Source organism: Nocardia sp. NPDC056952 (genome assembly GCF_042674185.1).
Lineage (GTDB): Bacteria > Actinomycetota > Actinomycetes > Mycobacteriales > Mycobacteriaceae > Nocardia.
Genome location: NZ_JBHURA010000001.1, coordinates 27,887 through 50,581 on the forward strand (window position 1 = coordinate 27,887; position 22,695 = coordinate 50,581).

Annotated in this window: 23 protein-coding genes; 12 read left to right on the forward strand and 11 right to left on the reverse strand. The window is 64.8% G+C overall.

The features are described from left to right. Positions 1 to 23 precede the first annotated feature (23 nt). Both ACFTS5_RS00105 and ACFTS5_RS00110 read left to right on the forward strand, forming a co-directional pair. Positions 24 to 983: a helix-turn-helix transcriptional regulator gene (locus ACFTS5_RS00105; RefSeq protein WP_378626272.1), complete on the forward strand. Its 960-nt coding sequence runs from the start codon at positions 24 to 26 to the stop codon at positions 981 to 983. 37 nt (positions 984 to 1,020) lie between these two features. After that, on the forward strand, positions 1,021 to 1,398 hold the full coding sequence (locus ACFTS5_RS00110; RefSeq protein ID WP_378626273.1) for a hypothetical protein: 378 nt from the start codon (positions 1,021 to 1,023) through the stop codon (positions 1,396 to 1,398). A 6-nt stretch (positions 1,399 to 1,404) separates the two neighbouring features. On the opposite strand, the gene ACFTS5_RS00115 is transcribed toward ACFTS5_RS00110, so the two are convergent. The 3 genes from ACFTS5_RS00115 to ACFTS5_RS00125 form a co-directional block, all read right to left on the reverse strand. Beyond that, positions 1,405 to 2,676 carry a hypothetical protein gene (locus tag ACFTS5_RS00115; RefSeq protein ID WP_378626274.1) on the reverse strand — a complete coding sequence of 424 codons (1,272 nt, stop codon included), beginning with the start codon at positions 2,674 to 2,676 and terminating at the stop codon, positions 1,405 to 1,407. Then, a complete protein-coding gene (locus ACFTS5_RS00120) occupies positions 2,673 to 2,888 on the reverse strand; it encodes a hypothetical protein (RefSeq protein WP_056812051.1) in 216 nt (71 codons plus the stop codon). The genes ACFTS5_RS00115 and ACFTS5_RS00120 overlap by 4 nt, the downstream gene beginning before the upstream one ends. A 590-nt stretch (positions 2,889 to 3,478) precedes the next feature. Next, the gene (locus ACFTS5_RS00125; RefSeq protein WP_378626276.1) at positions 3,479 to 4,819 is read right to left on the reverse strand and encodes a DNA cytosine methyltransferase; all 1,341 of its coding nucleotides are present in this window, start codon (positions 4,817 to 4,819) and stop codon (positions 3,479 to 3,481) included. A 180-nt stretch (positions 4,820 to 4,999) separates the two neighbouring features. Between ACFTS5_RS00125 and ACFTS5_RS00130 the strand changes: the two genes are divergently transcribed. Both ACFTS5_RS00130 and ACFTS5_RS00135 read left to right on the forward strand, forming a co-directional pair. Beyond that, positions 5,000 to 5,386, forward strand: a complete 387-nt coding sequence (locus ACFTS5_RS00130) for a very short patch repair endonuclease (protein WP_378626277.1) — start codon at positions 5,000 to 5,002, stop codon at positions 5,384 to 5,386. Positions 5,387 to 5,449: 63 nt separating this feature from the next. Continuing rightward, complete coding sequence (locus tag ACFTS5_RS00135; protein ID WP_378626279.1) at positions 5,450 to 6,226, forward strand: NgoMIV family type II restriction endonuclease; 777 nt, start codon at positions 5,450 to 5,452, stop codon at positions 6,224 to 6,226. Between the two features lie 32 nt (positions 6,227 to 6,258). Here the strand turns inward: ACFTS5_RS00135 and ACFTS5_RS00140 are convergent, their stop codons facing one another. From ACFTS5_RS00140 to ACFTS5_RS00150, 3 genes are all read right to left on the reverse strand, one after another. After that, the gene (locus ACFTS5_RS00140; protein ID WP_378626281.1) at positions 6,259 to 8,040 is read right to left on the reverse strand and encodes a DEAD/DEAH box helicase; all 1,782 of its coding nucleotides are present in this window, start codon (positions 8,038 to 8,040) and stop codon (positions 6,259 to 6,261) included. A 59-nt stretch (positions 8,041 to 8,099) separates the two neighbouring features. Further along, positions 8,100 to 9,482, reverse strand: a complete 1,383-nt coding sequence (locus ACFTS5_RS00145; RefSeq protein WP_378626282.1) for a transcriptional regulator — start codon at positions 9,480 to 9,482, stop codon at positions 8,100 to 8,102. Positions 9,483 to 9,581: 99 nt separating this feature from the next. Continuing rightward, positions 9,582 to 10,364 carry a hypothetical protein gene (locus ACFTS5_RS00150; protein ID WP_378626283.1) on the reverse strand — a complete coding sequence of 261 codons (783 nt, stop codon included), beginning with the start codon at positions 10,362 to 10,364 and terminating at the stop codon, positions 9,582 to 9,584. 117 nt (positions 10,365 to 10,481) lie between these two features. Between ACFTS5_RS00150 and ACFTS5_RS00155 the strand changes: the two genes are divergently transcribed. Continuing rightward, a complete protein-coding gene (locus ACFTS5_RS00155) occupies positions 10,482 to 11,294 on the forward strand; it encodes a hypothetical protein (protein ID WP_378626285.1) in 813 nt (270 codons plus the stop codon). A gap of 309 nt (positions 11,295 to 11,603) precedes the next feature. Further along, positions 11,604 to 12,017 (forward strand): hypothetical protein, encoded by a 414-nt coding sequence (locus ACFTS5_RS00160; RefSeq protein ID WP_378626286.1) that lies wholly within the window; start codon positions 11,604 to 11,606, stop codon positions 12,015 to 12,017. A 172-nt stretch (positions 12,018 to 12,189) separates the two neighbouring features. Here ACFTS5_RS00160 and ACFTS5_RS00165 read toward each other — a convergent pair whose 3' ends face one another. Next, positions 12,190 to 12,834 (reverse strand): hypothetical protein, encoded by a 645-nt coding sequence (locus ACFTS5_RS00165; protein ID WP_378626287.1) that lies wholly within the window; start codon positions 12,832 to 12,834, stop codon positions 12,190 to 12,192. Here ACFTS5_RS00165 and ACFTS5_RS00170 point away from each other — a divergent pair. Then, complete coding sequence (locus tag ACFTS5_RS00170) at positions 12,833 to 13,354, forward strand: NUDIX domain-containing protein (RefSeq protein ID WP_378626288.1); 522 nt, start codon at positions 12,833 to 12,835, stop codon at positions 13,352 to 13,354. The genes ACFTS5_RS00165 and ACFTS5_RS00170 overlap by 2 nt on opposite strands. Here ACFTS5_RS00170 and ACFTS5_RS00175 read toward each other — a convergent pair. Next, entirely contained in the window at positions 13,344 to 14,639 is a 1,296-nt protein-coding gene (locus ACFTS5_RS00175) for a hypothetical protein (protein WP_378626290.1), read from the reverse strand. The two genes, ACFTS5_RS00170 and ACFTS5_RS00175, sit on opposite strands and share 11 nt — an antisense overlap. 170 nt (positions 14,640 to 14,809) lie before the next feature. Between ACFTS5_RS00175 and ACFTS5_RS00180 the strand changes: the two genes are divergently transcribed. After that, positions 14,810 to 15,013: a cold-shock protein gene (locus ACFTS5_RS00180; protein ID WP_378626291.1), complete on the forward strand. Its 204-nt coding sequence runs from the start codon at positions 14,810 to 14,812 to the stop codon at positions 15,011 to 15,013. A gap of 114 nt (positions 15,014 to 15,127) precedes the next feature. Here the strand turns inward: ACFTS5_RS00180 and ACFTS5_RS00185 are convergent, their stop codons facing one another. Beyond that, positions 15,128 to 15,910, reverse strand: coding sequence for an MHYT domain-containing protein (locus ACFTS5_RS00185; protein WP_378626292.1), 783 nt, complete (start codon positions 15,908 to 15,910; stop codon positions 15,128 to 15,130). A gap of 418 nt (positions 15,911 to 16,328) precedes the next feature. Here ACFTS5_RS00185 and ACFTS5_RS00190 point away from each other — a divergent pair, with 418 nt between their 5' ends. Continuing rightward, entirely contained in the window at positions 16,329 to 16,532 is a 204-nt protein-coding gene (locus ACFTS5_RS00190; RefSeq protein ID WP_056812000.1) for a cold-shock protein, read from the forward strand. Between the two features lie 72 nt (positions 16,533 to 16,604). Here ACFTS5_RS00190 and ACFTS5_RS00195 read toward each other — a convergent pair whose 3' ends face one another. Next, on the reverse strand, positions 16,605 to 17,408 hold the full coding sequence (locus ACFTS5_RS00195) for a DNA polymerase beta superfamily protein (RefSeq protein ID WP_378626294.1): 804 nt from the start codon (positions 17,406 to 17,408) through the stop codon (positions 16,605 to 16,607). 135 nt (positions 17,409 to 17,543) lie between these two features. Between ACFTS5_RS00195 and serA the strand changes: the two genes are divergently transcribed. Further along, positions 17,544 to 19,142 carry a phosphoglycerate dehydrogenase gene (gene serA / locus ACFTS5_RS00200; RefSeq protein ID WP_378626296.1) on the forward strand — a complete coding sequence of 533 codons (1,599 nt, stop codon included), beginning with the start codon at positions 17,544 to 17,546 and terminating at the stop codon, positions 19,140 to 19,142. Positions 19,143 to 19,260: 118 nt separating this feature from the next. Beyond that, positions 19,261 to 20,268, forward strand: coding sequence for a 3-isopropylmalate dehydrogenase (locus tag ACFTS5_RS00205; RefSeq protein WP_378626298.1), 1,008 nt, complete (start codon positions 19,261 to 19,263; stop codon positions 20,266 to 20,268). Positions 20,269 to 20,426: 158 nt separating this feature from the next. Here ACFTS5_RS00205 and ACFTS5_RS00210 read toward each other — a convergent pair whose 3' ends face one another. Next, positions 20,427 to 21,602: an MFS transporter gene (locus tag ACFTS5_RS00210; protein ID WP_378628238.1), complete on the reverse strand. Its 1,176-nt coding sequence runs from the start codon at positions 21,600 to 21,602 to the stop codon at positions 20,427 to 20,429. Positions 21,603 to 21,903: 301 nt separating this feature from the next. On the opposite strand from ACFTS5_RS00210, the gene ACFTS5_RS00215 reads away from it, so the two are divergent. Continuing rightward, a complete protein-coding gene (locus ACFTS5_RS00215) occupies positions 21,904 to 22,677 on the forward strand; it encodes a fumarylacetoacetate hydrolase family protein (protein WP_378626299.1) in 774 nt (257 codons plus the stop codon). Positions 22,678 to 22,695 lie beyond the last annotated feature (18 nt).

Below are 22,695 nucleotides of genomic sequence, written 5' to 3' on the forward strand. Positions count from 1 at the left end.
CGCAATTGCGAGATAATCGGAATATGGCCGATACGAGCGCACGCACCCTCCGACTGCTGTCGCTGCTGCAGACCCACCGGTCCTGGTCCGGCACGGAACTGTCCGAACGCCTTCGTGTTTCGGCCCGCACCCTGCGCCGCGACATCGACCGCCTTCGCGAACTCGGCTATCCCGTCGACGCGCGCCCCGGCGTCGACGGCGGCTATCAGCTGGCCGCGGGCGCGGCGATGCCGCCCCTGGTCCTCGACGACGACGAAGCCGTCGCCATCACCGTCTGCCTGCAAGCCGGTTCCCAGGGTGCGGGCGACGGCCTGGCCGAACCGTCCATCCGCGCTCTCGGCAAATTGGTCACCGTCCTGCCCACCCGCCTACGCCGCCGCGTCGACGCCCTACGCGCCATGACCGAATCCACCGCCTGGACCGCCGTCCCCCTCTCCGACGTGGACCCTGCCGTCCTCACCGATCTGGCCCTCACCTGCCGCCGCGAAGAACGCCTGACCTTCACCTACACCGCCGCGGACGGCCGCACCAGCACCAGGGAAGTGGAACCCCATCGCCTCGTCTCCCTGGGCCGGCGCTGGTACCTCGTCGCCTACGACCTCACCCGCCACGACTGGCGCACCTTCCGCGTAGACCGCCTCACCGCCTCCGCGACCACCGGCACCCGCTTCCGCCCTCGCCCCCTCCCGGCCCCCGACGCCGCCACCTTCGTTCACAACGCCATCGGCGCCCGCCGTTCCGGCTACACCGTCACCGCCGAGATAGAAGCCCCCGCCGCCGACGTCCACACCCGGGTAGGGCGCTGGTGCACCATCACCGCCCTCCCCGACAACCGCACCCACATAGAAATGACCGTCGACGAGCTCGACTGGCCGATCCTGTTGCTGGGCAAGGTAGGAGCAGATTTCCGTGTTCTCGGCCCGCCGGAACTGGTTGCGCAGCTGCGGGAGTGGGGGAGCCGCTTCACTCGCACTCAGCCATGAGTTCGCCCCGTCTGCGTCGGCGCGCTATACCTAACCCATGAATCTGTCCCAGCTGAGCTCGGCGATCGAGGCGGCTGTCGCCCAACATCTCAACGAACTCGGCAAAGCGGTCGGATTGTTGCCGTTGACCTGGTTCGTGGCGCCATCGGTGACCAGCGATGACAGCATGGAGGCCGTCCTGTCTGTGGAAGGTCAGGCCGGTAGCCATCTTTCGCAGCACCCGGGCCGGGTGGTCGATCAATGGGCCGATGTCCTCGGACTACGCCGGGTATTCTCTCCGACCCCCGGCGTGCATGCGGTGGAAGGTCTCCTCGAGCCTCAGCCCGGTGACTATCGGTTCGAGATCCGCATCTGGGGTGTCGTCGACCCCGCTGTGCTGCACGCCCAAAGAGATTGGGGCCGATGGCAGGGCTGACCCGAGTCAGCCTCGATACCGCCCCTTCTGCCGCCGCTGATAGAACAGCAGATCCACCTCCACCGGCTCGACCAGTGCCGTGATCTCGGCCAACCTGGTGTCGTATCGGAGCTCGGTGATGCACCGATGCAGATAGGCCCGCCGCTCCGGCCCCAACTGCGCCCAGATCGACCCGAACCGCGACTGCCCCCGCTCCCCGGAAACCGCCACGAGATCGAGTAGCGCAGGCCAGCAACCGGTTTCGGTCGCTCGCGCGGGCAACTCCGCCACCGCGGACTCCGACAGCAAAGCCAGCGCGTACCCCACAGCGCTCCTGACATCGTCATCCATCCGCGACATCAACGTGAACAGCCCACGCCAACTCTCCGCATCGCCGCGCCCATCCATCGGCGCGACCAGATCCACCCCGACATCCGGATCGCTGAACACCGGATTGCCGACCAGCGTCCACAGCCCGAGCGGCGTGAGATACCCAGCCAGCGTGAGGAATTCGGGTACCGCCCCGAGCGCGAGCGCGTTGCGCACCAACCGCGCGACATCACCGGGCTGCGCATTCCCGAACAGAATGTCACCCACCCGGCGGATCACATCGGGCGCGCACCGCGAAAACACCGACAGCGCAGCATGTTGCAGGTCGGGAGAACCCGCCAACACCGTCTGCGTCATCCGCGGCACCCGCCGATGCGGCCCATCCAGCAGTTGGCGAACCACCGCACTGAGCACGTCGACGTCGTAGGAGAACGCAGCCGAGAAGATCAGCCCCGCGTCATCGCGGACCCCCGCCTCGACCGCCGCGATCAATTCCGTGGTCGCACAGGACAAGAACGGACCAGCCGTCACGTAGTCCTGCCGCCGCAGCAACTCGTTCACGATATCGACGATCGGCCCCGGCGCCATCTGATCGGCCAGCTGCTCGATGGCCCGCGGATCGAGATAGGGCGCACAATCCGCCGCGTAGCCCGCCTCGAGCATCGTCAACGTCTCAGCGGCCTTGCCCGGATGATCCAACCCCACCGACCCCGCCGCCCGCCCCGTCATCATCGGCGGAACCAGCTTCTGCACCAGCGGAATCGAGATCGTCAACGGAATGAACGGCACCAGCGCACTGATCCGCCGGAACGTCTCCGTGTGCTGATCGAACAACACCCCCGAGATCTGCTGATGCAACGCATGCAGCCGATCGGCCCCCAGATACCGCAGGTGATCCAACCGCTGCGGATGAACATGCAACGTCCGAGCCAGCAGAATCAACTGCGCCCGCGTAGTCAGGTCCGTCATCTGCCGCCGAACATGATCTTCTTCGTCACCCGACGCAGCGGCCGCGGCAACGCAGAGACCATCGAATCGATGGACTTGTCCAACGCGGCCGCCTCGAACGTACTCGCGGCCCTCATCAACTCGAACAGATCCCGAGCCTCATCCGCCGGCAACTGCTCCAGCGCGGGCAATGTCTCCGGCAAGCCACCTTCACGGTCACTTCTGACAGTCATGCGGCTCCTGGGTAACGCGATCCTCTACTCCGAGGGTCCCTCCTTCCGCCGCCACGCGCCAGAACTTCGCCGAATCACTGTGCATGGCAACGAAAACCCCAGCCCAGGTACATGTGAACAGAGGTACCACTTTCGGTAACGGGCGACTGCAATCCGGCTCGCTCTGGCGTCTGTAGGTCCAGAGACGCGGGCTGGCGCGCCTTCGAACGCTTCTGTTGGTCGAGTTGCAGTCATTGGGGTGGCGAGCGGCGGTGGTCGGAGTCAAACCGGAAAGCGGCACGCCCAACTGCTCCGGACGAATCGCCTTACCTCGACCGAGTTCTCTGCTGGTGCAGCCGGACTCGCGCTCAAGCTGAAGTAAGCCGCATCGCCCGATCGGTCACCGCCCGAAGATCCAACCCGCCAGACCCGCGCGTCAGCACCTACCTACAAGCAAAGCCAGGGTCTGGGGTACTGGGCATCGGCCGACGTAGCCGCCCGCGGTCCCGATCTAGAGAGTCGCGGCTGATCGCCCCATACCTCGCTGGTGACGCGTTCGTTGCGTGAGAGTGCTCGGGGCGCGCCCACAGGCGATATGGTGCCATGGTTGATTAGCTCACGCGCGAAATATGGTTCCGGTAGTACTCGTGCCGGATGTGATCGCCCTGCCCGGTAAATGCCCGGAATTCACCGATCCGATACGCGAGAACGCTGGCGATCTCATCTTTGATGATCTCGAAGTCCTTGTCCAGCAAGGAAATCCGGCGGTCGATCTCGGGATCGTCAATAGAAAGCTTCGCACGCTGGATGATCTGCGCGGCAGTGAGGAACGTGTGTGGGTCTCGCTGTGCCTGATCGCGCAGAACCTTGTAAATGGGGTCAGCGAGCGGATCGTCGTTGCGCTCGCTCGGCTTGCCGATATGGCCGAGCGCATTTGCGATGGATTGCCCGAGCGCTTTAGCAACCGGCGGCGGAAAAGCATTGCCGATCTGTCTGTATTGCGCAGTCTTCTTGCCCGTGAAGATCCAGGCGAATTCACCGTTCTCGGAGTTCTCCAGCTCGGAACGATGTGCCTCATCCTTTGCCCAGACCCAGCCTTGCAAACGCGCAACCATTTCGACTGTAAGTTTGGGGCCGAACTCCGTCATCGGCCGCTTATCGTAAGGCGGTGCGGTGTCATGGACGCCGTAGGCATCTACACCGAGTTCCGCCCAGGCGCGCTTCGCTCGAGTCGGTCCGAGGTCAGCACCACCATGCTTCTTCGATCCGCCGACAATCGTTGGGGCAATGCCATTGGCTTTTTCGGCCCACTCGGCTGCACCCTTCCAGCCGCGCTCCATCATCAGCGGTAGTAGTGTTTCTCCGACTGTCTTGACCTCGCCCGTCCCCTTTGGCCACTTGAAATACTGGAAGTCATCGGGCGCCATCGCAATAAGAACGAATCGCGGACGTAACTGAGGAACTCCGTACTCGGATGCCTGAATGAGACGCCATTCTGCTGAGTAGCCGAACTTGCTGAGGCGATCGAGTACGTGCTGCCGGTAGCCCGCGAATCGCGGCATACTCAATCCGCGGACGTTCTCGAGCAGTAAGGCGCGCGGTCTGAGTACATCGACCTGTTCGACGGCCCAAGCGAACAGGTCCCGCTCGTCATTCGCGCCGAGCTGTTTGCCCGCGATGGAGAACGGAGGACATGGAACGCCGCCTGCGAGAAGGTCGATCTGCCTCCCGTCCTGTGCTTCGGCGTCAGGGGCAAATGCCTTCGGGTTGAACACTGCTGGATCGGCCACGTCACCGACCTCGACCTTCCAGTGCGGCCGATTTCGCTTGATCGTGTCCGCAGCGATCGGGTCGAGCTCGATAGCCAGCTTGTGCTCGAACCCTGCTCTCTCGAGCCCGAGGGCCTGGCCGCCAGCTCCTGCGCAAATCTCGATGACGCTGAGCTCAGTCACGCGGTGGCCCTTCTGTGAAGTGATGTATCGACCGATCCCTGTGGGATGCGAAGGACTATCATGCCGTGAAGTCGGGGCCAGTCGAAAGCTGGGTATGGAATGGATCGAGAAGATGGGCCGCCGCCGGGGCCTGAGCGAAGTGGCGTACCGACAGCCTCTTCGCCCGGTCGCGGGCGAAACATGCGAGCGATCAGGCGCGCCGACACCAAGCCGGAAGTGGAGCTCCGCAGCTCATTGCATCGGCTGGGATACCGGTTCCGTAAGGACTTCCCAATTGCCGTCGCAGGACGCAGACCGGTGCGTCCGGACATCGTGTTCACGGCTCGCCGGGTCGCCGTATTCGTTGACGGCTGCTTCTGGCATGCGTGTCCTGACCACGGGAGACTCCCGACCACGAACGAGTGGTATTGGTCGCCTAAGCTCCGGCGCAACGTCGAGCGTGACCGTGAAGCGGACGCCGCGTTGTCGACGGCCGGGTGGACAGTCATCCGGGTCTGGGAGCACGAGCCGGTCGCGTCTGCGCTGACCACTGTGGTCGACAAGCTCGATCGGGGTCCGAACATATGAGCGATCGTATGCGATCAGATAACTGTGGTCACGGCAACTCACCCGTGCGGTTAGATTTGCAGCATGGGGATGCCATTCGGAACGGACTTGCTCGGGTGGAAGCGCAGCCGAAAGAACAAGCTGGGCTGGCAGTGGGTACCGAACACCGCCGATACCGACAACGTCTCAAGCCTCCGGCTGGCGGCGCAGCTGCTCGAGTACCTCGGCGCCCCGAACCCGAACGATGGCGGACCTGATCCGGTCGAGCCGCCCGACAATCCGGGAGGCTTGCTCGAGACACAAGTCACGGCAGACCTCGCCACGGAGCTTCCGCAGCTGGATCCGCGGCGCAATTGGGACGTGCGCAAAGGGCAGAGCATCGTCAAATATGCCCAGTACCAGCATCTTGCCGCCATCGATCGGGCGATCGCGAACGACCCGAACCTTCGCGTGACACTGGGAACCGACTACCTGATAAAGCCAGATGTCCTGGTCGGACTTCTCGGAACCCCGACGGCGACTGACCATCCGTGGCTGCACGCCGCGCTTGCTTGCAAATGGACCATACGATCCGACCGGGTGCAGAACATCCGTCACGAAAACCGCAACATGATCCGGCATCGGCGGGGGCGGTTGCCGCATTTGGTCACCATCACCGCGGAACCCCTTCCGACACGTCTAGCATCGATCGCGCGCGGCACCGGGGAAGTCGACGCCACGTACCACCTGGCGTATTCGGCTATGGCACATGCGGTGGCAGCGGTCGGTACGGGCGAACAGCAAGATGCGTGGGCAGAGGTCACCGAGCAGGGACGGCTGCTCGACTACGCGCTACTTCCTGCGTCGCTCGCTACCTGGTGAATCGAACCGGGTAGCCGCTCTCCAAAGGTCAGCTATCCGGGCGCAGCGGTTTCCTCGTCGAAATGCCGAAGTAGTGCGCGCACGTCGGCAGCGTCCATGCCTGCACCTTCGGCAGGCTCCTCTTCCAAGTCTGCCAGCTGCTGGACGTCTGGATCATCGAGAATCGCCGCCATGAATTTCAGCTTCGCGTCCAGACGGAGACGTACTACTTCGTCGATGGTGCCGCGAGTGGCAAGAACAGTCACTCGCGTCTCCGTATCCGGCGGCAGTCCGAGGCGATGGATACGGTCCAGGCTCTGTAGGAATCGACCGGCCATGAAGTCCCTGTCGACATAGACCGCGTCATGGCATACATGGTGGAGGCTGATGCCTTCACCGAGTGTCGCCGGGTTGGAGATGAGGACGTGGCAGTCAGGATCTTCCCGGAATCGGCGTAGCTGCTCGTTGCGGTCCAGCGTTCCGCCGTACACCGTCGCTGGTCCGTAGTTCTGGAGCAGCTTCTCAAGAGTTGTCAAGCTTCGGACAAATGTTGTCCACACCAGTGTCTTCCGGCCGACAGCTGCATTGTCTGCGACGATCTTCACGGTTTCCCGGTACTTGGGCGAAAACTCGATTTGCGGGAGTTTCTGGAACAGGTCGAAGAGAGAATCACCTGGCGAAGGCTGAAGTGGCGGGAGCTGGTATTCCAGCGGCTCGAATCGGCTAGATCCTTCGAGGAGCAGTGCCGGGCTCGTCGCAGCCATCAGCATCCGAAGCATCGCCCGCCCGAGGGCTTCGATACTTCCCCTCGAACCCTCTGCGCGGGCGGAGAAGTTCCCTTTCAGCGCTTCGTAAACCTCCGCATGTATCGGCGGCATGTCCACGTATCGGATTCGCGGTTCGAAGGGCGGGAGACCGAGCTCGTCCTTTGTCGTGCGGGTGAACAGTGGACGCAGCACGGCGCTGGCACGCGCAAGATCACCACCATTGACGGCCTCGATCACCGCCCGTTTGCCGTGACCCGGCCATACAAACGAGAGCAAGCTTTCGAGGTCCCGCGCACCGTTCGGCGCCGGCGTCCCTGTCAAGATCAAGCGCCGGTTAGCCAAGGGGCCGAGTGCAAGGGCCGCAGAACCGTAAGTTCCGCGCGCGCCCAGCTTGATTCGGTGCGCCTCGTCCAGCACGATCATCGAGGGCTTTGCCCGAAGCCAGGCAACCAGGGTGTCCAGAGAACGGTCGAGACGTTCGTAGTTCACGATGCAGAGTTCTGCGTGAGGATCAGTGGATCGCCCGGTCACGGCACTGCTCAGTGGTTTTGTGAAGCAGTACGTGCTCTCGTATTCCCACGATTCGTGCGCGGACTTCGGCCCGACGACGAGGAGCCGTTCCGCTTCTCCGCGCGCGCGGGCCGCAGCGTAGACAGCCAGTGCCACACGGGTTTTGCCTGCGCCGGGAACGCTGAAGTTCGCTCCATGCCGCAGCGACAGAAGCCTCGCTATGTCTCTTTGCTGGAATGACGTGAGCTCAGCGATCCACTCGTTGCCGAGCAGCCCTGTGACAGCATCCGGCTGAACAGCTCCCGATGAGTTATCGGTCACCCCGTTCAGGTTCCGCTCTACGGCCTCGGCGTCATCGAGCACGCCGGTGACAAGCGCCTTCAGTTCGTCGGCCCACTCCACGTCAGGATCCGACCAGCTACCGAGTTCGCCCAGATTCACGAGAAAATCATCGAGATCGACTTCTGCAGATAGGTCCCCTCTCGCTCCGGAAGTGCTGAGTCGAGCTGCCAGCAGCTGAAATTCACGCTGGAATGCGGGTGTCGTGAGCAACTCCACGCGCGTCCGTGTCATTCCGAACCGCAGCCGGAGCGACGGATCGTTCCTAATGATGCTCATCAGCGCTGGGGCCTGCTCTCAACTGCGGCGGAGAGCCAGTCGAGGCCGCTGCCAGGAATCTTGACCGATCGCTGTGCTTCGATCGCAAGCTGCTCCAGAACCGTATGCACCTGAATGAGTGCGTCGTCGAACGCGTCTTCGTCAAGACTGGAGTTGCCCCGCGCCAAGACAAGGTCTGTAACGGCCTGCTCGAGATCCTTGCACGCCGCAACGACTCGATCGGGCGCAGCAAGACGCTTTTTCCGGAGCATGGCGTCACGACCTGCGATGGTGATCGCATCGTCGAATGCCGCTTGGTACGACAAAATCAGCTTGCTGGCAGCGGTTTTCGTAGGCTCTCCGACCGCGTCGCCGGCAGCTTTGACAGCCTTGGCTCGCAAGAGCTTGTCAGTGATCGCGCGGGCTGTCGTCACATCGGCACTGGGTGCTCTCGTGCTACGATCCAGGCCAGGAATTGCGACAGCGGCCACGGTGCCCGGCTCGGTCTGACCGAATTCCTCGATCAATCCTTTGTCGAGATATCGCTCCTGGAAATCCGACCCGACGAACCGGACGTCGGTCTTTGAGTATTCCAGCACGATCGCGGCGAGCCGAGACTCCTTGAGTAACTCCGCTCGTCGAGGGTTCTTCTTGTGCTCTTCGCGGTACACGCGGTAGAGCTCGGCAAGCTTCTCCTTGGACTCTTCGAAGTCCATGAGCCGCATCGACTCCCTGTCAGGCGTCCGGCTGCGTTCGATGCAATTCTGAAGCTCGGCCAGGACCCAAAAGTCCCGCTCACATACTGCTGTGGTCGTATGAAATGCTTTTGCGATGACCGATATTGGGCGATGAAGCTGGTCGCGCTGTTCTTCCAGCGCGAGCAGGTGGTTGATATACGAGTAGTCGCGGCGTTTGTCGCGCCGCAGCTGCAGAGAGACCTCGACGGCGTTGATGTCGTCCCATGTGCACGAGGCCGGCAGCACCCCGACGCGCATGCTGGTTGCTTTTGAGCCCCCGCGCAACGCAGCGCAACGGGTATTTCCGTTGACCAGAATGCCTTCGCGGGTGATCAGGCCGGGTTCAATTTGACCGAATTCCTCGAGGTGATCTGCCAGCTTGCCGAAGTCAGGGTCAGGCAGCGTCGGGTCTGCAGGTCGGCATGTCAGCAGATGCTTGAGGTAGTTCTGGCTCTCCTGACTCCACGGATCAGCCGACAGCGCTGCGTCACGAACCTGATCCAGGCTGCGCTGCGCACGAATCCGATGCGTACCGGGGTTGTAGTAGAGCGTGTTGAGCGGCATGTCGATGACCTGGACATGAAGGGGGGCATCGCGCCACTCCAGAGTCAGTGTCTCGGCGACGCTCCCGTTGCGGTCGAGATCCTCGAGTCGCTGTGCAACCATCGTCCGAACAGCGTCCGCCGTGGGGGGAACGCCTAAATTTGTGAACATATTCGTGCGGTCTCTTTCGATCGAACTGTGCGGACTCGGGCTACGGTGCAACTACGTCAATTGGTCCCGGACCTCATCCCGGGATTCCGCCGGAAGTGTCCTGTACAGGGCCCAAAGGTCCTCGGCCTCGCTGAAGCCGCGCGCATCGCGCTCGATCCACTGGCTCAGCATTTTTTTCTCATAGACCGTCAGCTTATCGACTCTATCCAGTACATCCGCGAGGTCCACGATCGAATCCCGGCCCCCGATACGGCACCGACTGCACTCGATGAGCAGTTGCACCTTAGTTTCGCCATTGGGCAGTTTCACCGCGCGCCGGGCAACGTCGAGCTGCGACGGGACGTAGGTGCCGGCATAGTTCTCACCCGGGCCGATGCCGCAGGAGCGGCATTTGCGTCCGTCCCGCACCATCAGCTCGTGCCGTTCGGCCGCCGTGACGCTGGCACCTGCAGGTCGCGTCGCCTTGCCCGGTTCCCACACGGCTGCACCTTGTTCGACAAACCGCTGTTCGTGCGGACCCAGGGATGCGTCTTCGCGGTTGGTGTCGATCCGCCAGCCGAAGTCGCGAAGGTCCCGCATCCGCCGGTCGATCTGGGACGTAGCCGGAAACGCATCCCTCAGCTGACTCTTTGTGAAGAGTTCACCGACCCCGATCTCCTGCACCAACCACAGCGCGCAGGCTTTCATGGTTCCGAGCTTCGGGTCATCCCAGGCAGGCATGTCCATCAGGAATCTTCCTCTCGTGTCGATGTGCCAGGAACCACTGAGCCGGATCGGTTCAGTGGTTCCCGGCGACATCAACTGAACAGCAAAACTCCGTCCGCGGAAAGTCATGTGCTGTCCTGACTTTTCAGACCCGGCAGAGCCGGAAGTCAGGACACTCGGCCCGTTTACCTGGGGTGTTCAACCAGGCACAATTGGTTCGATCGTGTGCCGGATGCTTGGGGGCGAGTGGAATTGATCGTGTGTTCGCGCTACGAGTTCGACAGGGCCTGGTCAGCCAGCCAAGCCCGGTTCTATTTCGAAGTTCGCAAGCTGATGTGTTGCACCCGCTTGTCTCACCGCAGGTTTGCCAGTGGAGCCAATATCAGCAAAGACGCAGTGTTCAGGCTCCTGAAGGGCCAGCATAAGCACGGTCCGAGGGTGTCGACGCTGGAGGAGTTCTACGACTTCGCCAAGTCGGCGATCGATGGAGACTTGGATGTCATCGCGCGGAAGGACTTCCTCGACCTTCGGCAGGGTTTCGCTGGCGCACCAGACGGGCAAACCCGCTCCGCAGTGCAGAAAGCTGCGGTCGCATGCCCGCAATGCGGGACACCAGCTCCTGCCGAGCTTTCTGAAACCGCTGGCCCGGGCCCAGAGCCAGCAGATGCTGTGTCGGGAGTGGTTGCGCCGGTCCCCCTGGCGCATGGGGACCGGCGCATCGGTTCCGGCCTTGTGATCGATATTGCGTGGCCGAGTGGACCGGTGCTGTGGCCGCCGGCAACTGATCTTGCGGGCTACCTCACCGCTGGCCAGCTAGAGAAATCGAACCGTCTCATTCATCATGTCGCTACGGAAGCCGATCCGGACGAGGCGGCAAGCGCGGTGATTGCCTGCCGCGATCTCGATCTGCCGGATGCGGTTGACGCAATTATCAACTACGCCGGGCTGCGGGACGAGCGAGAAGTGCTCCAGATCCTCCGTCCACTACTTCGGCATGAACGACACGTTGATGCCGAAGCGCTGCTGGACCGGGTGCTGGATGCTGTGGATGGTGTGTAAGGGGCAGCGCACTGGGCCGACGTCGGATAGCCCGAGCGCCGGCAGGAAGCATCTCGGTCGTTGATCAACGGCGCCGTACCTTGCTCCACGAGCCGCAGGTAGTTGTGCAACAACTCTGAGACAGTGCCACGAGCGTTGATCGCGCGGTATTCGGTCTCGCAGTATCGATGGCACGGTTTATCTGGGCAATCCGGGTGAGACGAGGCAGAACATCGCTCATTCGCCCCAGCTCATACGTGAGCGTCCTGGATCCAGTAGTGCCTGACTGGATCTCTGGTGCGCCGACGGGCTTGCCTGCACACTGGATGTATGAATGCTGTTGTGCAGCAAGTGATTACCGTTGCTGGTGTACTACTCGGAGCGGGGGCGACGTTTGCGGGGGCAGCGTTGACCGAGCGGTCGAAGTGGCAGCGGACTCAGCGCAGCCGGTGGGATGACCGGCGGCTCGTTGCGTACAGCGAGTTCGCTCACTCGCTGAAGCATTTCGCGGTGGTGTCGCAGCGGATGGTCGCGGGGAGGGGGTTTCCGCAAGCAGGGCAGCCGCTTTCGGCAGAGGAAGGTGCGCAGCTCCTGGCCGAGGCCGAGTCCGAGAAGACGCTGAAGTGGGAGATGGTGTTGCTGCTCGTATCGCCCGAAGCTGTTGCTGCTGCGCGTCTGTGGAACAAGGCGGTGTGGGAGCTCAGTCTCGTAGCGATGGGTCGCGAGATGGGGCATGACGACTAGCTGCGCGCCTATGAGGCGGCAGGTCATAAGCGGAATGCCTTCTACGAATGCGCTCGAAAAGACCTGGGGGTTCGCAGTGGTGAACTCCCATTCGGGGACGGGCCGTGGTTGCCGCAGAACGTGTTGGCCGCGCCGCCGGCTGATGAAGGGATCACCGGGCCCGTTCCGGGGATCAGTTCGTCTGGCGGACTTTGATGGCGTCTCGGGAGATGTAGACGTCGTATTCGCCGGGGGTGGCGATGGTGGCGTTGCCGTACGCGGAGCGGATGAAAGGGCTGGTGTACCAGCGGTTTTTGTTCATGTCTTCGAAGAAGTCGCGGTCGCCGCCGTTGAGGAAGGTCTGGTCTTGGGTGGGGGATTTGCCGTCGAGGCGCTGGCCGTACAGGCGGCTGAGTTTGTAGCCGGAGTGGAAGCCGAGGGCGTTGACCCACGGTTCGAGTTCGACGATGTTGGACTGTAGGGCGAACATGTCGCCCTCGATGCGATGGGTTGTCGGCTCACTCGCGTTTCCGTCTTCGTCGAACTGGGTGAGGACGAGATCGAGTTGGTGTTCGTGGCCGGCAACGGGTTTGGCGACTACGTGGGCGGCCTTGATCTCGCCGGTGAGGCCGAGATAGGTCTGCAGGAGGGTGGCGATCCAGAGTAGGAGGACCGCGACGAGCAGGAGGGCCGCGCCGGGGACCGCGCGGCCGAGAACGGCTTTGGGGCCGCGACGGCGGGTGGCGGCCAGTGCGGCCATGACCAGTAGGGCGGCTGCGAGGGCGATCAATGCCAGGAGACCGACCTGGGCGAACCCGAAGGAAACCGGGAAACTCATGATGTGGGTATACCCCGAAAACATCTGCAACAGCGGCGGTCTCGAAGTTCTTGGGTGGGCAATTCGATCAGGAGGGGTGACAGTGGAGAAGTACCGGGTGCTCGTGGGGGTTCATCTGGTGTTGGTCGACGCACGGGGGCGGGTGCTGTTGGGGCGCAGGGTGAACACGGGGTTCGGTGATGGGTTGTTCCATGTGCCCGCGGGACATCTGGAGGCCGGTGAGTCGGCGGTGGGCGGGTTGATCAGGGAGGCTCGCGAGGAGGTGGGGGTCGAGATCGACGCTGGGGACGTGGAATTCGCGCATGTGCTGTACAGCGACGAGCGGGTCCAGATGTTCTTCACCGTACGACGCTGGACAGGCGCGGTCACCAACCGGGAGCCCGAAAAATGTTCGGAACTGACATGGTTCGAGCCAGAAAGCTTGCCTGAGGAGATCGTCGACTACTGCCGGGTCGGCATCGGCAAGGTGATGACAGGGGAAGCGTTCTCGGAATACGGCTGGGATTCGCCTAGGGGCTGACGATTTCCGCGGGCTCGGAGCGCAGGCGCATCAGGGCCAGAACGGCGATCGCGCAGCCGAGGGCCACGGCGATCGCGACCGCGCCGGGGCCGATCCCGCGGTCGACGTCGGTGGTGCGGTACCAGGACGACGAATAGGCGAGGTGACCGAAGTCGGTGTCGCTCAGGGCGACACCGATCGAGGGCACGAACAGGATCGCCAGGCCGACGGTCCCGGACGTGGGGCTTTGTGGAACCGCCGTGCCGAGGCAATACCCGGCGACCGAGCCGAGGGCGAGGCATCCGAGGGCCGCGGTGAGTGTGGCGGGTGGGGAGAAGATGTCGGCGGCCAGGACGAGGCAGGCCAGGGCGAGCACACTCGTCGCGGCTACCAGCGGACGCGGTGTGCGGATGCCGATCAGTAGGCCGGCGGCGGTGGCGGCGAGGGTGGCGAGATCGACCCAGCCGGAGCGCGGCAGTGTGATGACTAGGCTGCCCGCCACCGAGAAACTGCTCATCAGCAGGACAAGGATCCCGTCGCGTCCCGGCAGGATCATCGCGGCGGCGACCGCGGCCGCGATGGCGACGACCGAGGCGACGATCAGATAGGGGGCGCTGGTCTTGTGGGATGCCACGGCGAGCGCGGTGATGATGGTCGTCGTGTAGGCGACGACGGCGGCGAACACCGGCGCCAGCGGAATGGCGGTTTCGGTGGTCCAGCGGGGCGTGGCCACGGTGGTGAGCGCGAAGTACGCGAGCGCGAGCACGCTGGCGGCGATGAACCACAGGGGCAGTGCGCCGCCGAGCGCACCGCTGAAGCCGTCGGAGTTCGGGTCGGTGGGCGACTGGGTGAGGTCGCCCAGGATGGTGCCGCCGAGCGTGCCGAACAGATAGACGGTGCGCAGGAGCGGTTCGTTCCAGACCGCGACCGCGAGCGCGCCGATGACAGCCCCCGCCAGTAGTGCGTCGATGAAGTTCAGGGTGGGCAGCGACAGAACGTCGAGGTGGCCATCGGCGCTGTCCGGGATCAGCGCGAGATGGTTCACCAAGATGCCGACCAGGGCGATCAGCGCGGTCCAGCGGGCCGTTCGCACGCTGCCGATCGCCACCGTGACGGCGGCGGTGATCACCGCGATGAACGCCGCACCGGTCATCGCCCGCGGAACGTTGAACACCAGCAGGTCGACGTGCAGCGATTCCGCCAACGACGCGAAACTGATCGGCAACATGATCGCGAGCGCCGCCACCGAGGTGGCGACGAAGATCGTGACGGTTTCGGCCGCGCAGCGAACGGTCGAAGGCTGCACCGAATCCCCGTTCTCGCGGCTGACCCGGTCCGGTCGGACCGTGTCCGGAGCATATCCACTTCGGCACCGGGCGATCGGCTCCTCGAATCGAATGCCGGTCGTGTCGCGGGCACCGGCATGCGACGATTAGCGAATCAGGTTGGCAGGCACAGGAGTCGGAAGGTCGGTGGATGCCGAGCGGGATCGTCACCTGGTTCGACAGCGGCAAGGGATTCGGATTCATCACTCCCGACGCCGGCGGACCCGACGTGTTCGTCGAATACACCGCGCTGGCCGGTGCGGGCTTCCGTACGCTGCGCGACGGTCAGCGCGTGGAATACACCGTCACCGAGACCCGGCGCGGACCCGAAGCGCACGATGTGCGGGCCGGGTGATCAGAAGACAGCCACCCGCGTAGGCGGCGAGTCCCGTTGCCGCCAGTGAGACGACCGCGCTCAGGATCAGCAGCTGATCGGTGAGGCGGTGCGGCCGGCGGGGTCCGACAGGTTTCAGTTCTGGCCGCTGGGCCAGAAGCGGCTCGCGCGTTGACCGTGGACGGGGCGGGTAAGGTTGGGGTCCTCGGCTTCGGTAATGCCGACCTGCATCAGCAGGATCATGGTCACCATACTGATGCCGATGATCAGGGGTGTGAGCAGCTGGGCCGCGGTGGCGCCGCTGGCATGGGCCACGTGAGCGCTGGTGTGCGCGCTCATCGAGAACATGCCGGTGTAGTGCATGCCGGTGACGGCCACGCCCATCAGCAGGGCCGCGCCCATGGTGGCGACGATGCCGTGGATGTGCAGGGCGAACCACAGCGCCGCGATCGAAGCCACCACCGCGATGGCGAGCGACGCGGCGACCACGACGGGGTCGTAGATGATCTCGGCGTCGGTTTTCATCGCGTACATGCCCGCGTAGTGCATGGCCCCGACGCCGAGCCCGGTGATCGTGCCGCCGACCGGTAATGCGGCGCTGTCCCAGCTGCGGCGCACCACGATGGACAATCCGAGCCACACCACACCCATGGCGACGGCGGCGCTGAACAAGGTGACGGGAACGTTGTAACGGATGGTCACGCCGCGTACCGAAAAGCCGAGCATCGCGATGAAATGCATGACCCAGATACCGGTGCCACCGAGTGCGATCGCGGCCGCTGTGAGCCAACCGCCGTGCATGCCGGAAGCGCGCGAGCGAACCATGCAACGCAGCGCCAGCATCGACCCGACGACCGACATGACATAGGCCAGCACGGGGGTCACCCAGCCGTAAGTGAAATGGTTGATATCCAGCACCGTCTACTCCTAGCGTGATTTCTCGGCGAGGCGTGCGATCCCTCACGATCTCGGAAAATACGCTGGTAGAGAATTTGCCGTACTGGGTTTCTCGAAAATGTCTAGGGTTGCTGACGATGACATGTCCCTATTGCGTAGAGCGCTCGATGGTGAAGCGTTCCAGTCGGTTTGGTGTGCGCTCCCAGCTAATCCGGCATCCGTGGAGCAACTACCTCGGCATACGGCGAGCATCCACCCCGAAACCGGGCCGCGTCACGTCCCTGCCAGCGGCTGCTGGCAGGATCTGGGGGTTGCCTTCCTCACAGTTCGCACACTTTGCACTGTGCGATGTGGCCGAATTCGTCGGATCATGGCATGGTGGACACCGAGACCAGGGCCGGACTATTAGGACCTAGCTCATCTACAGAAGGTTTTTGAAATGGCACAGGGTGTTGTTAAGTGGTTCAACGGCGAAAAGGGCTTCGGCTTCATCGCCCAAGACGGAGGCGGCCCGGACGTCTTCGTTCACTACTCCGCGATCGGCGGCTCCGGCTTCAAGTCCCTCGAAGAGGGCCAGCGCGTGGAGTTCGAGGTCGGTCAGGGTCAGAAGGGCCCCCAGGCTCAGGACGTTCGCGCCATCTGATTCTGCGCTGACCAGCGTACGAATGTGAAGCTCCGCACCAGTTGGTGCGGAGTTTCTGCTATCCGGGGGTAGTCACCGCAGCGCCTCGGCGCGGAAGAACTCGCCGGTGACGGCCATCGATGCGGTGAGATCACGTGGCCCGCGGGCGCTGAATTCCGTGGTGGCCCTGTCGAATTCGGCGTCGATGAACGCCGTGATCAGCGCCGGCGGGGCGGCCGAACCCATCTCTCTCGTCTTCGACTTGAGATCGGTCAGTTCGGTGATCGCCGCCACCAGGTCGACCGGCAACTCGCACTCGGCGAGCAGCGTCGGCAGGTGCATCGGCGCCACCGCGGCACCCGGGTGCTCACGCAACCAGCGCAGCGCCATCGCGGGCCGCAGCGCGTAGAACACCTTCTTCAAACCGCCGTTGCGCTCGAACAGCGCCCACTGGCGCGCGCCCAGGTGCAGGTAGTGCCGAGCGATCCGGTCGCGATCGGCCACCTCCCTCGCGACCTCGCGCAGCCGGGTGCGAAACGCCGCGTCGCCGCGGTAGACGATCGGCGACATCAACCATTCGACGAGCACGGCGTTGCCCGCCACCAGCAGGCGCAGCGCCTTCGCCAGATCCCAGCCGTTCACGTCGAGCAGCCCGATCAGCGGCGTTTCGATCACGTCGCGGGTGCGCCAGGGGGACAGGTAGGTCTCCAGGCCGGCCACATAGACGAAACGGCAGTCGTAGTCGGAGTCGGGCGAGGGGAAACCCCAAGCACGGCTGCCGCTTTCGATCGCGAGACGGATGGACACAGTGTGCTCGGCAGCCACCCGATCGAGCTCTGCGTCGACGGCGGCCACCACGGCCGGGTCCATCGATTCGGGGACGGTGCGCAAGGACATGAGGCGATCGTAGAGCGGCGGGCGCCCAGGGTTCACCCGGTTTTCGGGCAGGGGGGTAAGGGCAGCCGAAGTCCGGGCGACTATCCTGGTCGGCGGTAACTGCCGACCCCCTTTCTTCCCCAGGAGTACCCCACAGTGAGCCAAGCAGGCCGTCCTGTAGTTCTGATCGCCGACAAGCTCGCCCAGTCGACCGTCGACGCACTCGGTGACGGTGTCGAGGTTCGCTGGGTCGACGGACCCGACCGCCCGGCGCTGCTCGCCGCGGTCCCCGAGGCCGACGCACTGCTCGTGCGCTCCGCCACCACCGTCGACGCCGAAGTGCTCGACGCGGGCAAGAAGCTGCAGATCGTCGCCCGTGCCGGCGTCGGCCTCGACAACGTCGACGTGCCCGCCGCCACCGAGCGGGGCGTGATGGTCGTCAACGCGCCGACCTCCAACATCCACACCGCCGCCGAGCACGCCGTCACGCTGCTGCTCTCGGCCGCGCGCCAGATCCCGGCCGCCGACGCGACCCTGCGGGAGAAGACCTGGGCGCGCAGCAAGTTCAACGGCGTCGAGATCTTCGGCAAGACCGTCGGCGTGATCGGCCTCGGCCGCATCGGGCAGCTGTTCGCGCAGCGTCTGGCCGCTTTCGAGACCAAGATCGTCGCCTACGACCCCTACACCTCGCCCGCTCGCGCCGCCCAGCTCGGCATCGAGCTGCTGAGCCTGGAGGAGGTGCTCGAGCGCGCCGACTTCATCTCCATCCACCTGCCGAAGACGCCCGAGACCAAGGGCATGCTCAACGCCGAGACCCTCGCCAAGACCAAGCCGGGCGTCATCATCGTCAACGCCGCCCGCGGCGGGCTGATCGACGAGCAGGCGCTCGCCGACGCCATCAAGTCCGGCCACGTGCGTGCCGCAGGCCTGGACGTGTTCGAGACCGAGCCGTGCACCGACTCGCCGCTGTTCGACCTCCCGCAGGTCGTCGTGACGCCGCACCTCGGCGCCTCCACCTCGGAAGCCCAGGACCGCGCGGGCACCGACGTCGCCAAGTCGGTGCTGCTGTCGCTGGCCGGTGAGTTCGTGCCGGGCGCGGTGAACGTCACCGGTGGCGCCGTGAACGACGAGGTCGCCCCCTGGCTGGACGTCGTGCGCAAGCAGGGCGCGCTGCTGGGCGCCATCGCCAGCGAGCTGCCCGTCAGTGTCGAGGTGCAGGTTCGCGGCGAGCTGTCCGCACAGGACGTCGCCGTGCTGGAGCTGTCCGCGCTGCGCGGTGTGTTCTCGGCACTGGTCGAGGACCAGGTCACCTTCGTCAACGCGCCGGCGCTGGCCAAGGACCGTGGCATCACCGCCACCGTCACCACCGCCTCGGAGAGCCCGACCCACCGCAGCGTTGTCGACCTGCGCGCCGTGTTCGGCGACGGTTCGACCCTGAACGTGGCAGGCACCCTGACCGAGCCCAACCTGGTCGAGAAGATCGTCAACATCAACGGCCGCAACTACGACATGCGCGCCGAGGGCCTGAACCTGGCCGTGCTGAACTACAGCGACAAGCCGGGCGCGCTGGGCAAGATCGGCACCCTGCTGGGCGAGGCCGAGATCGACATCCTGGCCGCGCAGCTGAGCCAGGACGTGGATGCCGAAGGCGCCACCGTGGTGCTGCGTGTCAACGCCGAGGTGTCCGCCGAGGTGCAGACCGCGATCGCCGAGGCCGTCGGCGCGTCCAAGGTCGTCCTCGTAGACCTGGCCTGAGTTGTTCGTCCCGGTACAGCCGGGACATCGGCAGCTGCGCGCCGTCACCTCACGGTGGCGGCGCGCACCTGTATCCCGGCGCGGCACGGTCCGCCCCGACTTCGAACGGAGCTAGTTCATGAAACTCGCAGTAATCGCCGGTGACGGCATCGGCCCCGAGGTCATCGCCGAGGCGCTCAAGGTGCTCGACGTGGTGGTGCCCGGTGTGGACAAGACCGAGTACGACCTGGGCGCCGCGCGCTACCACCGCACCGGGGAGATCCTGCCGGAGTCGGTGCTGCCCGAGCTCAAGCAGCACGACGCGATTCTGCTCGGCGCGATCGGCGATCCGTCGGTACCCAGCGGCGTGCTCGAGCGTGGACTGCTGCTCAAGACCCGTTTCGCGCTGGATCACCACGTGAACCTGCGTCCGTCGAAGCTGCACGCGGGCGTCACCAGCCCCCTGTCGGGCAACCCGGATATCGACTTCGTGGTCGTGCGCGAGGGCACCGAGGGCCCGTACACCGGCACCGGCGGCGCGATCCGCGTCGGCACTCCGCACGAGGTGGCGACCGAGGTCTCCAACAACACCCGCTTCGGCATCGAGCGCGTGGTGCGCTACGCCTTCGCGACCGCGCAGGCCCGTCGTAAGCACCTCACCCTGGTGCACAAGAACAACGTGCTCGCCTTCGCCGGTTCGCTGTGGCAGCGCACCGTCGACGAGGTCGCGGTCGAATTCCCGGATGTGACCACCGCGTACCAGCACATCGACGCCGCCACCATCCACATGGTGACCGACCCGGGCCGCTTCGACGTGATCGTCACCGACAACCTGTTCGGCGACATCATCACCGACCTCGCCGCCGCCGTCAGCGGTGGCATCGGTCTGGCCGCCTCGGGCAATATCGACGCCTCGGGTGTGAACCCGTCGATGTTCGAGCCGGTCCACGGCAGCGCCCCCGATATCGCAGGTCAGTCCAAGGCCGATCCGACCGCCGCCATCCTCTCGGTCTCGTTGCTGCTCAACCACCTCGGCAACACCGAGGGCGCGGCGCGCATCGAGTCCGCCGTCGCCAAGGACCTGGCCTCGCGCACCGGCACCGCGTCCACTGTGGAGGTCGGCGACCGCATCGCGGCCATCGTCTGATCCCACCGCACGCGAAAAGGCTCGCTCCGGCTGAATGCCGGAGCGAGCCTTTGTCATTGCTGGGTGCTGATCGAATGATGTTCGGCGAGTGGTGGTACCGGTATTCGCTCCTGCCGGAACGCGATTCGCGGGTCGTGCTGAACCAACCGGTCGTACAGCTACTTTCGTGAATCTCGGGGTACCAAGGGCACCGCCGCCACTGCGGCGAGCGCCGCCAACGCGTACACCACGGGGAAACCGGTCGCCGTGATCACCGCACCGAAAAGTGGTGGGACGGCGGCTATCGCGAGGTTCTGGCCGGTGTTCTGGATGCCGAGGCCTCGACCGCTCCAGAAGGGGCCGGCGATCTCGGCCACGGCGGTGAACGCCAATCCGTTGTCGGACACCGAGATCACCGAAGCCGCGACCATCAACGGGACGGCGGCCCACCACCAGTCGGTCCAGGCGGTGACGGTCAGGGCGGCCATGGCGAGGGCGGCGGCGATGGCCACCTGACGCAGGGGACCCAGGCGGGAGCCGACTCGGTCCGACCAGGCTCCCGCGCCGATTCTGCCTGCGGCGCCGAGGAATTGGGTGGCGGTCATCACGGCGCCCGCCGCGGCCAGTGACCAACCCAGATCGACGTGGAGCCACAGCAGGCCGAAGGTCCACAGGGTGGCCTGGGGGACGACCAGCAGGATCGAGACGCCGTGGATGCGCCACAGGGTGGAGTCGCCGCGATAGGGATTGGCGCGGTCGGCGGCCTTCGCGGCCGGTCGTGGTGGGTCGATGATGCCGACCAGGCAGCCGATCGCGGCGACCCCGGCCATCAACGCGGGCACCAGCAGCGCTGCGGGGATGCCGTGGTGCGCGGCCACCCACGGAATGGTGAGCGCGCCGATGCCGACGCCCAGTGGCTGCGCGGTCTGGCGAATACCCATGGCCAGGCCACGCCGGTCCGGCGGGAACCAGCCGACGATCACCCGGCCACTGGCGCCGTTGGAGCTGGCGGCGCCGATACCGCCCACGAACAGCAGCGCCCCGAACGCGACCGGGTTGTCCACCACGGCCGCGGCGACGCCCGCCACGAACATCAGCAGGGTCCCCGCCACCAGCACGATGCGTTCGCCGATCCGGTCGACCACGTACCCCCAGGCGATCAGGGTGCAGACCAGACCTACGGTCGGTAATGCCACCAGGGCCCCGGCGGACGCGAGTGAATCGCCACGAGCGGTGAGCGCGGGCAGCAGGAACGGGGTGCCGTGGATGAAGATCGAACTCGAGGTCTGCGCGAAGACACCGAGGGCGAGCATCATCCAGCGTCTGCCGTCACCGATCCGCGTCACTGGGGCCATCGGCCGCGCGTCTGTCACGATTCTCACCTCGCCGGATTGCACGATTGCATCTCATTATATGAGATTGATGTCTCATTGTTTGAACATCGATGATCACGCTACACCGATGACCCGTGGAATTTCCGCACCGGCGAGGTGTCTGACGGGTCACATCGGCGCGCGCGAATCCCGCAGGCGGGCAGCGGCTTCGAATCACATCGGTGTGAGCTTGCCCGCACTTGCCCCGAGCGGCTATCGAGCGGCCGGTGTCGCATCACGGGTGCGTTCGGGCAGGTAGCCCCGTCTCGATAGACTCCGGGGCATGCGCTTAGGTCGAGTTGCCAGTCCCGATGGAGTCGCTTTCGTCAGCATCGAGGGCGACGGAAGCGATGCCGTCGCCAAGGAGATCGCCGAACATCCGTTCGGCTCGCCGACGTTCACCGGACGGAGCTGGCCGCTGGCCGATATCCGCCTGCTGGCACCGATCCTGGCGAGCAAAGTGATCTGCATCGGGAAGAACTACGCCGCCCACGCGGCCGAAATGGGCGGTGCGGCGCCGGTGGACCCGGTGATCTTCATCAAGCCGAACACCTCGATCATCGGCCCGAACGCATCGATCATCCTGCCGCCCAGCTCTTCTCAGGTCGACTACGAGGGCGAGCTGGCCGTGGTGATCGGCCGTCCGTGCAAGGACGTGGCCGCTGCCAAGGCGTCCGAGGTGATCCTCGGCTACACCATCGCCAACGACGTCACCGCTCGTGACCAGCAGCGCCACGACGGCCAGTGGACCAGGGCCAAGGGCTACGACACGTTCTGCCCGCTCGGCCCGTGGATCGAAACCGCGCTGGATCCAAGCGATCTGGAGATCGTCACCGAGGTCGACGGCGAGGTCCGTCAGCGCAGCCGCACGTCGCTGTTCCTGCACGATATTCCGAAGATCATCGAATGGATCAGCTCGGTGATGACCCTGCTGCCCGGTGACGTGATCCTCACCGGCACACCGGAAGGCGTCGGTCCGCTACAGGCCGGGCAGAACGTGTCGGTCACCGTCGAGGGCATCGGCACCCTCACCAACCCTGTTGCCACCAAGCGCTGAGACCAGCGGAGAAGAGAG

Bases quoted from the DNA above. Each gene is read 5' to 3' on its own strand.
- ACFTS5_RS00105 (WP_378626272.1), top strand. From the start codon at position 24: ATGGCCGATACGAGCGCACGCACCCTCCGACTGCTGTCGCTGCTGCAG.
- ACFTS5_RS00110 (WP_378626273.1), top strand. From the start codon at position 1,021: ATGAATCTGTCCCAGCTGAGCTCGGCGATCGAGGCGGCTGTCGCCCAA.
- ACFTS5_RS00115 (WP_378626274.1), bottom strand. From the start codon at position 2,676: ATGACGGACCTGACTACGCGGGCGCAGTTGATTCTGCTGGCTCGGACG.
- ACFTS5_RS00120 (WP_056812051.1), bottom strand. From the start codon at position 2,888: ATGACTGTCAGAAGTGACCGTGAAGGTGGCTTGCCGGAGACATTGCCC.
- ACFTS5_RS00130 (WP_378626277.1), top strand. From the start codon at position 5,000: ATGCGAGCGATCAGGCGCGCCGACACCAAGCCGGAAGTGGAGCTCCGC.
- ACFTS5_RS00135 (WP_378626279.1), top strand. From the start codon at position 5,450: ATGGGGATGCCATTCGGAACGGACTTGCTCGGGTGGAAGCGCAGCCGA.
- ACFTS5_RS00145 (WP_378626282.1), bottom strand. From the start codon at position 9,482: ATGGTTGCACAGCGACTCGAGGATCTCGACCGCAACGGGAGCGTCGCC.
- ACFTS5_RS00150 (WP_378626283.1), bottom strand. From the start codon at position 10,364: ATGACTTTCCGCGGACGGAGTTTTGCTGTTCAGTTGATGTCGCCGGGA.
- ACFTS5_RS00160 (WP_378626286.1), top strand. From the start codon at position 11,604: ATGAATGCTGTTGTGCAGCAAGTGATTACCGTTGCTGGTGTACTACTC.
- ACFTS5_RS00170 (WP_378626288.1), top strand. From the start codon at position 12,833: ATGATGTGGGTATACCCCGAAAACATCTGCAACAGCGGCGGTCTCGAA.
- ACFTS5_RS00165 (WP_378626287.1), bottom strand. From the start codon at position 12,834: ATGAGTTTCCCGGTTTCCTTCGGGTTCGCCCAGGTCGGTCTCCTGGCA.
- ACFTS5_RS00180 (WP_378626291.1), top strand. From the start codon at position 14,810: ATGCCGAGCGGGATCGTCACCTGGTTCGACAGCGGCAAGGGATTCGGA.
- ACFTS5_RS00190 (WP_056812000.1), top strand. From the start codon at position 16,329: ATGGCACAGGGTGTTGTTAAGTGGTTCAACGGCGAAAAGGGCTTCGGC.
- ACFTS5_RS00195 (WP_378626294.1), bottom strand. From the start codon at position 17,408: ATGTCCTTGCGCACCGTCCCCGAATCGATGGACCCGGCCGTGGTGGCC.
- ACFTS5_RS00205 (WP_378626298.1), top strand. From the start codon at position 19,261: ATGAAACTCGCAGTAATCGCCGGTGACGGCATCGGCCCCGAGGTCATC.
- ACFTS5_RS00210 (WP_378628238.1), bottom strand. From the start codon at position 21,602: ATGGCCCCAGTGACGCGGATCGGTGACGGCAGACGCTGGATGATGCTC.
- ACFTS5_RS00215 (WP_378626299.1), top strand. From the start codon at position 21,904: ATGCGCTTAGGTCGAGTTGCCAGTCCCGATGGAGTCGCTTTCGTCAGC.